The following is a 12,717-nucleotide window of genomic DNA, read 5'->3' as shown; positions in this document are numbered from 1 at the left end:
TAGACCGACTTTTTTGCTTTGGCTCTGTAAGAAAGCTTGGAAAAAAGGCACGCCCAAATTTTAATCATTATTTTTTAAAAGCAGCAATGGTAGAATATTTTTCAGTTCTGTAGATTTTTACAATGAGATTGAAAATTTTATCTCGAAGTAAAAACCCTATCAATCCTAAAATCCCTAAACTCATAACCGCTGGAGTCATTCCGAAGAAATATTTCATTGCTCCGAAAACAGCCATTGGTAAAACCATTTGTGGCAATAAAAGAACAAGAATTTTAATATTGAAATTGTTTTGTCCGCTTGTGAAACCTTTAGAAGCAGAGTTCAAATCAATCGGTTTTTTATTGTAAGCTCCCGCCAATAAAGTGAGGTAAGAATTAACTCCTAAATTATATAAACCTGCCGCAAAAATGGTAAAATAAAATTCCCAACTGATGAATGCATAACCGACTGCTAAAATCATAGAAACCGAAATGGCAATCACAAAAAGCGCCCATTTTGCTTTGAGAAAATCTTTGTAAGGAACATTTTGCGTCATCATCAGCGGATAATAAGAACTGTCCCAAGCTGGAACTCTTTGCCCAAACATAAAATTAAAACCGCCTGTTACAAAAATCCCTAGAAAAACTTGCATGAAACTGGTATTGTAACCTTTACTAAAGAAAAGTAACCCGTAAAAAAGGAATAAAACTCCTCCAATTAAAGCACTTCTCGCCGCTTTACTTCTTTTAATCAATCGAATATCATTGTTGATAAAAGTTCCTAATGTTCCGTATTTATTGAGGAAAGCAATGTTTTCGGTTTTTCCTGCCGCTTTTTTCATTTCTAAACCTCTGTCCAGATACAAATTCTTTTTGATGAAAGAGAAAGTATAAACCGCCAAAACCAGCAATACAACAATCGGAATAATAAAGAACCCAATATTTTGATACAATCCGTAGAAAATACGCTCAGAAATCGCCAAAACATCTATGATTTCAAAGTAATGCAATCCACCAATAATCACCATCAAGCCAAAAAGGCTGTACATCAGCTTATCACTTTTATTGATAATGGTATTCACAAACGTATTGATAAAAACCATGGAAATACACGCTGCGAAATAGAGCAAAACGTTTACTGCATTTAGATTCCCTTTAAAAATTAAAAGCGCTGCAAATGGTATCGCAAAGAGTAAAAATGCCCAACTGAAGAATGAAACTAAAATTTTCACTAAGGTGTAACCTGCCACTTGATTTTTAGAAATTTTCAAGGTGAGAAATGGCTTGATGTTTTCCGCAGGAAGTTGCTGCATAAAATATTTCAACAACAAATCGATGGCAATGTAGACTAAGAAAATTCGGCTGAAAAGTTGAATCGGTTCATAACCTACTTTTTTCGCTCCGAAATAGACTCCAAAAGCTCCGCCTAAAAAAATAAGCGCCAAATATGCGTACATAAACAGCATTCCTATTTTCATTAAGATTCCCGCAGCAAATTGCGGGCTTCTCACAAAACTTTTGAGTTCAAGTTGTAGAAATTTTAGAAACATAATCGTTTTTCAATCATTAGTTTCTAAAAATATATTTTCGTTACAAAATTTATTGCATTAATTCTTTTGCCTGAAGAATAGCGGCATCTGTAATCTTGCTTCCAGAAAGCAATTGTGCAATTTCTGTAAGTTTTTCTTCTTGATTAAGTGGGAAAATTCTGGTTTGGGTTTTTCCTTCAATATCAGATTTTTGCACTTTATAATTATCATTTCCTTTCGCTGCAACTTGTGCAAGGTGAGTAATGACTATCAACTGCATATTTTCTGCCATTTCTTGCATTACATTACCCATTTCATCGGCAATTCTACCAGAAACACCCGTGTCTATTTCGTCTAAAATAAGCGTAGGAAGTTCTGCATTTTCTGCCATGAGTTTTTTAATTGAAAGCATCACTCTGCTTCTTTCACCACCAGAAATAGCATTTTGAATCGGTTTCAAGGCAAATCCAGCATTCGCTTGGAATAGCAATTGGATTTTCTCCGTTCCGAATTTACCGAATTCTCTCGTTGAAGAGAGTTCCACTTCTACTTTAGCTTTTTCTAATCCTAATTGATGTAAAAGTGATTCTACTTTTTCTACAAAAACTGGAGAAGTTTTTTTTCTATTTTTAGATAAAATTTCAGCTTTTTTAAGCAAAGATTGAGAAGCTTCAGCAATTTCTTTTTCTAATTGAGCAATCTTATTTTCTATATCTTCAAAAGAATTCTTTTCTAAAGAAAGTTCTTCTTTGATTTTCAATAAATCTTCTATATCTGAAACCTTGTGTTTTAGAAAAAGTGCATTGATCTTATCATTTTGCTCTTGTAAAACCAATAAATCTTCAGGATTTGCATCTAACTTTTCGGCTTCATTTTGCAACTGAAAGAGAATATCTTTGAACTCCACATAGTTTTCTTCTAATCTTGCATTGAGCTCAGAAAACTGCAAAGACAAGTCTGCGACTCTGCTCAATTTGTTTTTTACGTCATAGAAACCATCAAACAACCCTACTTCTTCTTGGTCTGTTCTGGCAAAAATTTGAGCGAGTAATTCAGAAATCGCACCTTTGTTTTCTGCTAAAGAAATTTGGCTTTGTAGAAATTCATAATTTACCGTTTCTAATTGTGCTGCTTCTAATTCCTCCAACAAAAACAACTTGTAATCGCTCTCTTTATTTCCTTCGGAAAGTGTATTTTTCAGTTTTTCTAGTTCTCTTTGCTTTCTTTGAAATTCAAAATAATCATTTTGATAGGTTTCTATCAAATTTTTATTTTCAGAAAGTCCATCGATGATTTTAAACTGATATTCTTCGCTGAACAATTGAGAAGTTTCAAACTGAGAATGAATATCAATCAATCTTTCGGAAAGTTCTTTCAAAACGTCTAAAGTAACAGGAACATCATTTACAAAAGCTCTAGATTTCCCAGAAGGTAAAATTTCTCTTCGGATAATGGTATCTTCTTCGAAATCCAAATCATTTTCCTCAAAGAAAATTTTCAAAGATTCAGAAATTTTAAATTCCGCTTCAACTACACTTTTCGTTGAGAAGTCAGAAATGCTTTTAGAATCTGCTCTTTCTCCTAAAATAAGTCTCAAAGCACCCAAAATAATAGATTTACCAGCGCCAGTTTCGCCAGTAATCACTTGTAAACCTTTCTTGAAATGAATTTCAAGTTGGTCTATCAATGCAAAATTTTGGATGTAAATTCTTGATAACATTATTTAAAGAATACTTATTTTGAGTTGCGTTTTCGAGCCTGTAAAAATAGTGTAAATTTCAGAAAATTCAAACCACAAAAGCGTAGCTCTAAGATTCATTTTACTTCCATTTATTCCATTTCGTGTCAATATCTTTTGGAGAGAACAAACTCATCAAATTTTTGAGCTGATTCATGTCTACACCTCCATTATTATTGGAATCGAAAATGTTATAAATTTCGTCTTTTTTGCTTTCTACAAAGAGATTAAAAGGATAATTCATCTGGAAATTGCTTTCGTAGAATTTAAGTTTCAAAATCTCGTTTGCAATGGTTTGTTTGGTAGAAAATTGGTCTTGTTTTCCTAAATTATCTAAGCCCATTCTGTGATAATTATAGTAGAAATTTCGAAGCGTGGAATTTTGTTCAGACAAAATCGTAGCAATCAGCGCTCCTCTATTTCTAGGACTTTCTAATTGAGACCAACCCATATAGTTCTGATTTTGAGAATTTTGAGTAATCTGCATCGCTTTATCAAACCATGGAGTTCCGCCTTTCATTTGATACGTATCTGCATCGTAACCTAAAATAAGGTAGACATAAAAACTCATCACATCAATCAAATTTTTCCCCGAAAATTGTCTTTCGTTAAAAACCATATTCTGATTTTCTAGATATTCAAAAGAAAAATTGGTGTCATTAACATTAAGAATCGGCGTTTCATATTGCGTTCCATAAACAGGACGCACCGACTGAACCACCAAAGTTCCTTTATAATTATTCCCGCTTTTTTCGGCAAGAATGATTGAAAAATTACATTTTATTTTTTCGTAGTTCTGAAATTTTTTGCCAGTCCAACTGGTTTTATTGATGAAGTCTTTCAGACTTTTCTCCATTGTTCTGAATAATTGCACGTTACTTCCGCCAATTTGTTGGTAATTAATCTGAACTTGAGCATTCAGCTCTTGCGCAAAACTAAATTGAGAAAGCAGTAAAAGTGCAAATATGTAAAGTAGTTTTTTCATTGAATTCTAAACGAATTTTTAAAAAATTTATTTCTTAAGTTGAGTTTCTACAAAATCTAAAATGTCTTTTGCCACTTCGTCTTTAGATTTCAGAGAAAATTCTTTTTGTTCTGAATGCGTTAAAATTTTAACCTTATTGGTGTCTTTTTGGAAACCAGCACCTTCATCACGAAGTGAATTAAGCACAATCATATCCAGATTTTTTTTCTGCAATTTGCTTTTGGCATTTTCTTCTTCATTTTGAGTTTCAAGGGCAAAACCAACCAAAAACTGATGCGTTTTTTTCTCGCCCATCGTTTTCAAAATATCTGGATTTTTCACCAATTCTATGGTAAATTCTTCTTCAGATTTTTTAATTTTTTCTTTGGCAACGATTTTTGGGGCATAATCTGCAACAGCAGCACTTGCGATAGCAATATCTACCTTTTCATAGTATTTAAAAACCTGCTCATACATTTCTTTCGCCGAGGTTATTCTATGAATTTCTATATTTTTATTGCTTGTTTTTTGTGAAGTAGGTCCAGAAATTAAAATCACTTTTGCGCCACGTTTTACCGCTTCTTCAGCAAGCGAAAATCCCATTTTCCCCGAAGAATGATTGCCAATAAAACGAACTGGGTCTATTGCTTCATAGGTAGGTCCTGCTGTGATGAGAACCGTTTTCCCTTCTAAATTTTTAGATTGATTTTGAGCAAAAAAATCTTCTATTTTTTGTAAAATAGTTTCTGGCTCTGCTAATCTTCCTTGACCTTCTAATCCAGAAGCCAATTCCCCAAATTCTGCGGGAATAATGTGATGACCAAATCTTTCTGCTTTTTCTAAATTTTCTTTGGTGGAAGGATGTGCATACATATCCAAATCCATTGCTGGAACAATGAAAACTGGGCATTTTGCAGACATATAGGTAGCAATAACCAAATTATCACAAATCCCATGAACCATTTTAGCCAAAGTATTTGCAGTACAAGGTGCTACCAATAACACATCTGCCCAAAGTGCGAGTTCTACATGAGAATTCCATGTTCCGTTTTGGTCATAAAAATCAGAATAAACTGCATTTTTAGAAAGTGTAGAAAGCGTGACTTTTGTAACGAAATTTTCAGCAGAAGGTGTTAAAATAACTTTTACTTCTGCACCTTTTTTTACAAAATCTCTTACAAGGTAATTCATTTTGTAGGCTGCAATTCCGCCAGAAATTGCCAATAGAATTTTTTTACCTTTTAGAGCCATATGATTAGAATTTTAACTGAACGAATTTATGGTTTTTTTTTGAATTTTTATGGGTTATTTTAAACGCAAAGAATCTGCATCATTTACCGTTATTAAAGGCATTTCATTTAACAAAGCTTGCAAAGTTGAAAATCTAAAGATTTTCTAACATAAACTCAACAAAAAAGCCACAGAAATTCTGTGACTTTGTTTTTTTTATCCTAACGAATATCGTTTATTTTTCTTCGGTTCTACGGAAGTAAATTTCGTCATCTAACCATTCTCTAATGGCAATAGATGTAGGCTTCGGTAATCTTTCGTAGTTTTTAGAAATCTCAATTTGCTCTCTGTTTTCGAAAACTTCTTCCAGAGTAGAATTGTGCACCGCAAATTCGTTTAATTTTTGGTGAAGTTCAGTTCTAATTTCAGCATTAATTTGTTCTGCTCTTTTTCCCATAATTACGATAGCTTCGTAGATAGAACCTACTTTTTCTTCGATTTTATCTCTATCGTAAGTAATGGTGTTTACTTCTGCTTTTGTATATTTTACGCTCATTTTGAGTGATTTATTTTTATTTTAGTTTGCAAAGATAATTAATTTCTTCTAATCTTGAAAGTAGCACCTGGTTCTGGAGTGCTAATTTTTGCACTATCGATTTTAATTTTATTCGCTTCTTGCTGATCTTTAACTTGTTTTTTAGCGTCTTCCTTGGCTTCAGCTGCTTTTTGTTTTTCTGTAAATTCAGCTTTTCTAGCTTCTACTTCTTTTTGAAGTTTCGCAAATTCTACAACTTCTTTTTCTAGTTTTGCTCTAATATCTAGGGCTTCTTTGCTTAAATCTGAGTTTGGATATTCTCTTTCTACCTGTCTGGTAAATGCGATAGCGCTTTCTAATCTTTCTTTTTTAAGGTCATAAATAGAGTTGATTGCCAATTCTGATTTAGATTTTAAAATATAAGCGTAGATTTTAGATTTTAGTTTAGTTGCAGGAAAATCATTTAAAACGTTTTCAAAAGCAATGGTAGCTGCTTTATAATCTGCCATTTTAAAATATTGTCTTGCATTTTCATAAGCTTTGAACTCTAATTTATAATTCAGTTCATCAATTAAATCATTGATGTTTTTTGCTTTTTCTGAATTTGGATAATTATTTAAAAATTCTTGTAATTCATTAATCGCCGAAGTTGTATTGCTCTGGTCTAAGTTATAATCCATAGAACCTTCGTAGTAACATAATGCAGACATATAAGCTGCTTCTTCTTTTCTAGGGTCATTGGTAAACGTAACCGAGAAATTCTTGAATTGGTGTGCTGCCAGTTTATAGTTTTTGTCGTAATAATTAGCATACGCAGATTTATAAACTACTTCTGGAGCGTCATCTGTTCCTGCAACGAGATTGGTTAATCTTTCGTAAAGCGCAAGTGCGTCTGTCCATTTCTTTTTTTCGTATTTTTCATTGGCAACTTTCATGATAAAATCTTTATCAGCAGATTTCATTGCCAAATCATATTGTTTGTTACAAGACAAAAGCAAAAAAGCGATTGCGAATAATGAGAATATTTTTTTCATAAATAAAAGTAAGGAAATCTTTCTATAATGTTCCCTTTATCAGTTTGCAAAAATAAAACTTTTTTTGTCAAAAGATTTATTTTAAGATACTTTAACGCAAATAAGGTTAAATTTGATATCCTAAAAGCGAGAAAACACAAAGATTAAGATGGTTTTTCAGTTTTTTTTCGGCATTTGCTAGGTAATCTTCGTCGTTACCTTTTAGATAAATTTCGTAATAATTTTTATTTCTAATGGTAAATACGATGGTTCCAATGATGGTAGAAACAATATCTTCAGATTTTGCAGCTCTTTTAAAAACGCCACTTACAATACCTTTCTGCACTACATCTTCCAGAACTTTGGTAAACGTTTGATAGAATTCTAGCAACGTATCTCTCACTCTATCTTGATGTCTGAGTTCTTGAGTTACAAAACCATGAAAATAATTGAATTTAAATAACTGTTTAGTTACGAAATTAATAATTTCTTTGAGTTGCATCTCTGGTTTTCCGTCTTTTATGGTATGGGTAAATTCAGCAAATGTTTCTCTGGTTTTCTGTACTCTATATTGGTAAAGATTTACCATCATTTTCTCTTTAGAGCCGAAGTAATAAGAAATCATCGCCACGTTGATATTCGCTTTAGCAGAGATATCACGAACGGAAGTCCCTTCAAAACCTTTCTGCGCAATAAGCTCTTCCGCGATGTCTAGAATATGAATTTGCTTTTCGGTAAATTTTTTCTTCATTCTCTAATTTGTTGAAAAGTAAAGATATAAAAAACTTTTTCTCATGCAAACAAATGTTTAATACTTTGTTTAATTTTTTAACCGATTTCATATCTTTGAATATGATTTTTTTCAACTTCCATCATCACAACCCACAAATCTCTTACGGAATTTATAATTCTACACCAGAAGAAAAGATTTCAGAGCATTATTTTTCGGTGGGAATTCATCCGCAAAACATCCATGAACAATGGGAAAATGATTTAGAAAATCTGAAAATGATTTCTCAAAATCCAAAATGTTTAGCAATTGGCGAATGTGGTTTGGATGCTTTGGTAAACATCGATGAAAATCTTCAGAAAAAAATTTTCGAAGCGCAAATTATTTGGGCAAATTCTATTCAAAAACCGGTTATCATTCATTGTATAAAGAGATTTCAAGAATTAATTCCTTTTCAAAAAATCGCAAAAGTTCCAATGATTATTCATGGTTTTAATAAGAAAAAAGCAATTGCTGATGAAATGTTGAAACATGGTTTTTATCTAAGTTTTGGAAAATCTGTACTTCACAACTTATCTTTGCAAACTTCTTTGAAAGAAATTCCTTTAGAAAAAATCTTTTTAGAAACAGATGATGCAGATTTTAACCTTACGGAATTGTATCAAAAAGCAGCCGAAATCAAGGAAATTTCTGTAGAAAAATTACAAGAACAGATTTCTAAAAATTTAGAAATTTTAAACATTCAGTTTTAATTAAGTGGTTAAGAAAATCTTTGCGCTCTTTGCGTGAAAAAATAAAATTAGAAAATGACAGATTGGTTACAACGTTCGGAACTGCTGGTAAAAAAAGAAGGCTTAGAAACCTTGAAAAACGCTAAAGTTTTAGTGGTAGGATTAGGAGGAGTAGGTTCTTTTGCAGCAGAATTTTTGGCAAGAGCAGGAGTAGGAAACATGACGATTGTAGATGGAGACATTGTAGATATTACCAACATTAACAGACAGTTACCCGCTTTACATTCCACTGTAGGAAAAGATAAAGTAGAAATCGTTGCCGAGAGAATTTTAGACATCAATCCTGAAATTAATTTGGTTAAAATTAATGAATTTCTTTCACCAGAAAGAATGGACGAAATTCTAGAAGAACATCAATTTGATTACGTTTTAGATTGCATAGACAGTGTTTCGCCGAAATTAGCCTTGATTAAAGCTTGTAGAAGAAGAAAAATAAAACTGGTTTCATCGATGGGAGCTGGTGGAAAAACCGACCCAAGTAAAGTTTTGGTAAGAGATTTAAGCAAAACCAATAATTGTTACCTTGCCAAGCAAATCAGAAAAAGATTGAAAAAAGAAGGAATTACCAAAGGTTTCAGATGTGTTTTTTCTACAGAAATTCAAAAAGAAGAAAGTCTAAAACTGACGGATGGAAGCAATTTTAAAAAATCTTTTTACGGAACCATCAGTTTTATGCCTGCACTTTTTGGTTTAAACGCTGCTGCAGAAGTGATTAATTATTTGTTGAAAGAGCCAAGTAAAAAGAATCAAGAGCAAAATTAATTTTATACTTAATATTTTGAACTACAAATATCCCAGAGAAGAAAAACTCAAGCAAAAAAATGAAATTTCCTTACTTTTTGAGAAAGGAAAATGGAAAACTTGCGGAAATTTGAGAGTGATTTCTTACCAAATAGATGCTTCAACTTCGCTCAGCATGACAACTCAACACAAAGTAGGCGTTTCTGTTTCTAAGAGATATTTTAAAAAAGCTGTTCACAGAAACAGAATCAAAAGACTTTTGCGCGAAGTTTATAGACTCAATAAAGCTCAGTTTTTAGAAAAATTTGGTGAAAATTCCTTAACCATGTTGTTCTACATTTCGCCTACTCTTCCGAAAAATTATCAAGAGATAGAAGAAGAATTTTTAAAACTTCTCAAAAAATAAAAATCATTAGCACGTTTTTTGTAATTTAGTTTGCACAAATAATAAACTATTACACAAAATGTTAGACAACTTTCCTTATCTTCCTTACTTCATCAGTGCATTTATCGGCATTGGTTTAGCTGCAGCTTCTGGTTTTAGAGTATTCTTGCCTATGTTTGCAGTAAGTCTCGCTTCTTACATGGGTTGGATTCCCATGAACGAAAACTTTCAATGGTTGGCTGGTTTACCTACGCTCATCACTACAGGAATTGCCACTGTGGTAGAAATTTTAGCGTACTATATTCCGTACGTAGACCATTTATTAGACACCGCTTCTGTTCCGTTAGCTACAATTGCAGGTTCTATCATGTTTGCCGCGCAATTTACAGATTTAGGAACGTTTCCAACTTGGGCACTTGCATTGATTGCAGGAGGAGGAACTGCCGCCGCAATTAGTTCTGGATTTGCAGGAACTCGAGCCGCTTCTACTGCTACAACTGGTGGTCTTGGAAATTCTGTAGTTGCCACCACCGAAACAGCAGGAGCAGGAATGATGACTTTTTTAGCTTTAGCAGCTCCCGTAATTGCGTTTTTGGTAGCGATTGCCCTTGTTATTGTAGTCTTTATTTTAGGAAGAAAAATCTGGAATAAATTAAGAGGAAATCTAAAATCCGAAGAAACTTTATAAAACAATCGTTAGACTTAATTCTGAGTTGTCCTAAAAAAGGTTGACTCGTTAATAATTCAAATATAGTTAAATCGTAGCAGAATTAATTCTGTTACGATTTATTTTTTTCCATTGTTTTAATTGTATTGTTTTTTGTTGATGCGCTTGGTTTGGAGTTATCATATTAATTGACATATGTATTCTAAAATTGTTGTATAAAGTTATGGCTTGTGTAACTTGTTTGTTTAAATTTTGATAGTTTTCAAATATTTCATGTAAACCAAATTCTTCTTTTAAAATTCCATTTACTCTTTCTGCTACTGCATTTTCATACGGGTCGTATTCTTGCGTCATACTAATTAAAATATTGTTTTTCTTTAACAATTCGGTATACTCTTTACTGCAATATTGTAAACCTCTATCAGAATGGTGAATGAGTTGATTTTTTGTTTCCCTGTTAATCAAAGCCATTTCTAAAGCTTTTACTGTAGTTGAACTCATTAAATTATCTGACAGTTGATAACCAACGATTTTCTTGGAACAAGCATCAGTGAGTAAATGCAAATAGTATGTTTTCTCTTTTGTTCGTAAATAAGTTATATCAGCAACCCAAACTTGCTCAGGTCTGTTAAGTACAAAATTGCTAATTAAATTTGGATAGCGTTTCATCCAATGTCTTGAGTTTGTTGTTTTGTAATATCTTCGAACTTTAGGTACTTGTAAATATTCGGCTTTTAAAAAATCTAAAAAATGATCCCGACCAATTGATATATGATGTTTTATAAATTCATCTTGTAACATTACATAAAGTTTCTTGCCACCTGTTCGGGGTAATTGCTTACGAATAGTAACTACTAAACTTCGTAATAATTCTGAGTTGTATTTAGGCGTTTTTACCTTTGACTTTCGCTTGTAAAATGCTTGTTTTGTGTATCCAAACAGTTCGCATAACTCATAAATAGTCAATGAACTATTTACATTTATTTCTTCAACTGCTTGGAACCAGACTTTTTTACAATATCAATTTTAAGCTCACGTTCAGCTATTTCAATAAATCGTTTGAATACTTTTAATTCTTCTTCTTTTTTTGCTAATTGAGCCTCTAGCTCTTTTATACGCTGTTGTTGAGGATCTTTCATAGGACGACCAATAGTTAATTTATCTTCATAGGTAAATTTACCATATTTTTTTAACCATCTTGGTAGACAACTATTGCCTTGAATATTGTAACGTCTTCGAAGTTCTGCTTTAGTAAATAAACCCCTCTCAAATTCACTTACAACTTGACGTTTAAATGCTTCGCTATAAATTTGTGGGGCAATTGGAATTTTTGAAATTTTCTTTTTTGTTGACATATTATCTAATTTTTAGTCAACTTTTTTCAGGACAAGACAATATATAGAAAAAGCTCTCAAAATTTGGGAGCTTTTTTAATGATTTTACGACACTTCAAAAATAAATAGAAAAATCTCTAACTATTCTATTTTTGATTATCTGGTAAAGGCAAATGGTATTTCTTAAAAATCTCCACTGCTTTTTTTACATCTTCCATATCAGCTGGTCTGCAATTCTCTAGAGGATAGGCTCTGCCAATTTCTTTCCATTTGTGTGCGCCCATTTGGTGAAATGGTAAAATATCTACCCGTTCTACATTTTTGAACTGAGAAACATATTTCGCCCAATTTTCTAAATCTTCGGCATCGTCTGTATAATCAGGAACCAAAACATATCTTAGCCAAGTTGGTTTATTGATTTCAGATAAATATTGCATAAACTGAAGCGTAGGTTCTAGCTCTACTTCTGTTAATTTTAGATATTTTTCTGGGTCAATGTGTTTAATGTCCAGAAGTACTAAATCTGTAATTTCTAAAACTTCTTTGATTTCTTCACTGAACAAATATCCATTGGTATCTACACAAGTGTGAATGCCGTTTTCTTTACATTTTTTGAATAATTCCAGGACAAAATTGGCTTGCATCAAAGGTTCGCCACCCGAAACGGTAACGCCCCCAGATTTTATAAAACCTTTTACTTTTTCGATTTCATGGAAGGCTTCATCAACCGTCATTTTTGTTTTTTCGCCTTTGTTCCAAGTATCAGCGTTATGACAATAGAGGCAACGCAAATGGCAACCTTGCAGAAAATAAACAAATCTAATTCCTGGGCCGTCTTTGGTGCCGAAAGTTTCGTATGAATGGATAAATCCGTGATTTGACATGAGTATATTTTTGTCTTTTTGTTTTTGATTTTATGAATCTAAATTATAAACCAAAGATAATGATTAATAACTCTAATTAAAAAACGCTTCGACTCCGCTCAGCGTGACAACTTTAATAAAAACCGTAAATTTTCAGCATTGTCATGCTGAGCGGAGTCGAAGCATATTCTTAAAAAAAGAGTTAAGAAATTTCTTAAC

The 12,717-nt window shown here is 32.5% G+C and carries 13 protein-coding genes; 4 read left to right on the top strand and 9 right to left on the bottom strand.

Annotated features, from left to right (window positions below; genetic code table 11):
• Positions 1 to 67: 67 nt before the first annotated feature.
• The 7 genes from KKQ76_RS11730 to KKQ76_RS11700 all read right to left on the bottom strand — a co-directional run bounded on the left by KKQ76_RS11730 (position 68) and on the right by KKQ76_RS11700 (position 7,738).
• Entirely contained in the window at positions 68 to 1,528 is a 1,461-nt protein-coding gene (locus tag KKQ76_RS11730; protein ID WP_213197291.1) for a DUF5687 family protein, read from the bottom strand.
• A gap of 49 nt (positions 1,529 to 1,577) precedes the next feature.
• Complete coding sequence (gene recN, locus KKQ76_RS11725) at positions 1,578 to 3,227, bottom strand: DNA repair protein RecN (protein ID WP_213197290.1); 1,650 nt, start codon at positions 3,225 to 3,227, stop codon at positions 1,578 to 1,580.
• Between the two features lie 100 nt (positions 3,228 to 3,327).
• Positions 3,328 to 4,230: a type IX secretion system protein PorD gene (porD, locus tag KKQ76_RS11720; protein WP_213197289.1), complete on the bottom strand. Its 903-nt coding sequence runs from the start codon at positions 4,228 to 4,230 to the stop codon at positions 3,328 to 3,330.
• A gap of 27 nt (positions 4,231 to 4,257) precedes the next feature.
• Positions 4,258 to 5,460 carry a bifunctional phosphopantothenoylcysteine decarboxylase/phosphopantothenate--cysteine ligase CoaBC gene (gene coaBC, locus KKQ76_RS11715; protein WP_213197288.1) on the bottom strand — a complete coding sequence of 401 codons (1,203 nt, stop codon included), beginning with the start codon at positions 5,458 to 5,460 and terminating at the stop codon, positions 4,258 to 4,260.
• Positions 5,461 to 5,674: 214 nt separating this feature from the next.
• Positions 5,675 to 5,995: a DNA-directed RNA polymerase subunit omega gene (locus KKQ76_RS11710; protein WP_213197287.1), complete on the bottom strand. Its 321-nt coding sequence runs from the start codon at positions 5,993 to 5,995 to the stop codon at positions 5,675 to 5,677.
• Positions 5,996 to 6,033: 38 nt separating this feature from the next.
• Entirely contained in the window at positions 6,034 to 7,008 is a 975-nt protein-coding gene (locus KKQ76_RS11705) for an outer membrane protein assembly factor BamD (protein ID WP_213197286.1), read from the bottom strand.
• Between the two features lie 106 nt (positions 7,009 to 7,114).
• Positions 7,115 to 7,738: a TetR/AcrR family transcriptional regulator gene (locus KKQ76_RS11700; RefSeq protein ID WP_213197285.1), complete on the bottom strand. Its 624-nt coding sequence runs from the start codon at positions 7,736 to 7,738 to the stop codon at positions 7,115 to 7,117.
• 101 nt (positions 7,739 to 7,839) lie between these two features.
• On the opposite strand from KKQ76_RS11700, the gene KKQ76_RS11695 reads away from it, so the two are divergent.
• The 4 genes from KKQ76_RS11695 to KKQ76_RS11680 are packed head-to-tail and all read left to right on the top strand — an operon-like array spanning position 7,840 to position 10,322.
• The gene (locus KKQ76_RS11695; RefSeq protein WP_246501400.1) at positions 7,840 to 8,469 is read left to right on the top strand and encodes a TatD family hydrolase; all 630 of its coding nucleotides are present in this window, start codon (positions 7,840 to 7,842) and stop codon (positions 8,467 to 8,469) included.
• Positions 8,470 to 8,523: 54 nt separating this feature from the next.
• On the top strand, positions 8,524 to 9,270 hold the full coding sequence (locus tag KKQ76_RS11690; protein WP_213190358.1) for a tRNA threonylcarbamoyladenosine dehydratase: 747 nt from the start codon (positions 8,524 to 8,526) through the stop codon (positions 9,268 to 9,270).
• Positions 9,271 to 9,286: 16 nt separating this feature from the next.
• Positions 9,287 to 9,655, top strand: a complete 369-nt coding sequence (gene rnpA, locus KKQ76_RS11685; RefSeq protein WP_213197284.1) for a ribonuclease P protein component — start codon at positions 9,287 to 9,289, stop codon at positions 9,653 to 9,655.
• A 58-nt stretch (positions 9,656 to 9,713) separates the two neighbouring features.
• On the top strand, positions 9,714 to 10,322 hold the full coding sequence (locus KKQ76_RS11680) for a DUF4126 domain-containing protein (protein ID WP_213197283.1): 609 nt from the start codon (positions 9,714 to 9,716) through the stop codon (positions 10,320 to 10,322).
• A gap of 66 nt (positions 10,323 to 10,388) precedes the next feature.
• On the opposite strand, the gene KKQ76_RS11675 is transcribed toward KKQ76_RS11680, so the two are convergent.
• Positions 10,389 to 11,656, bottom strand: a protein-coding gene (locus tag KKQ76_RS11675; protein WP_213195791.1) for an IS3 family transposase whose coding sequence is annotated in 2 segments (ribosomal slippage) — positions 10,389 to 11,317 and positions 11,317 to 11,656 — 1,269 coding nt in all. Because the reading frame shifts where the segments join, the coding sequence is not laid out codon by codon here.
• A 125-nt stretch (positions 11,657 to 11,781) separates the two neighbouring features.
• Entirely contained in the window at positions 11,782 to 12,519 is a 738-nt protein-coding gene (gene pflA / locus KKQ76_RS11670; protein WP_213197282.1) for a pyruvate formate-lyase-activating protein, read from the bottom strand.
• Positions 12,520 to 12,717: the final 198 nt, after the last annotated feature.

This window comes from Cloacibacterium caeni (genome assembly GCF_907163105.1).
GTDB lineage: Bacteria > Bacteroidota > Bacteroidia > Flavobacteriales > Weeksellaceae > Cloacibacterium > Cloacibacterium caeni_A.
This window is presented reverse-complemented; position numbering and strand designations above follow the sequence as displayed.

What these genes read in the sequence shown, in the direction of transcription:
- KKQ76_RS11705 (WP_213197286.1), bottom strand. Translation starts at nt 7,008, where the DNA reads ATGAAAAAAATATTCTCATTATTCGCAATCGCTTTTTTGCTTTTGTCT.
- KKQ76_RS11700 (WP_213197285.1), bottom strand. Translation starts at nt 7,738, where the DNA reads ATGAAGAAAAAATTTACCGAAAAGCAAATTCATATTCTAGACATCGCG.
- KKQ76_RS11730 (WP_213197291.1), bottom strand. Translation starts at nt 1,528, where the DNA reads ATGTTTCTAAAATTTCTACAACTTGAACTCAAAAGTTTTGTGAGAAGC.
- pflA (WP_213197282.1), bottom strand. Translation starts at nt 12,519, where the DNA reads ATGTCAAATCACGGATTTATCCATTCATACGAAACTTTCGGCACCAAA.
- KKQ76_RS11690 (WP_213190358.1), top strand. Translation starts at nt 8,524, where the DNA reads ATGACAGATTGGTTACAACGTTCGGAACTGCTGGTAAAAAAAGAAGGC.
- coaBC (WP_213197288.1), bottom strand. Translation starts at nt 5,460, where the DNA reads ATGGCTCTAAAAGGTAAAAAAATTCTATTGGCAATTTCTGGCGGAATT.
- KKQ76_RS11695 (WP_246501400.1), top strand. Translation starts at nt 7,840, where the DNA reads ATGATTTTTTTCAACTTCCATCATCACAACCCACAAATCTCTTACGGA.
- porD (WP_213197289.1), bottom strand. Translation starts at nt 4,230, where the DNA reads ATGAAAAAACTACTTTACATATTTGCACTTTTACTGCTTTCTCAATTT.
- KKQ76_RS11710 (WP_213197287.1), bottom strand. Translation starts at nt 5,995, where the DNA reads ATGAGCGTAAAATATACAAAAGCAGAAGTAAACACCATTACTTACGAT.
- KKQ76_RS11680 (WP_213197283.1), top strand. Translation starts at nt 9,714, where the DNA reads ATGTTAGACAACTTTCCTTATCTTCCTTACTTCATCAGTGCATTTATC.
- recN (WP_213197290.1), bottom strand. Translation starts at nt 3,227, where the DNA reads ATGTTATCAAGAATTTACATCCAAAATTTTGCATTGATAGACCAACTT.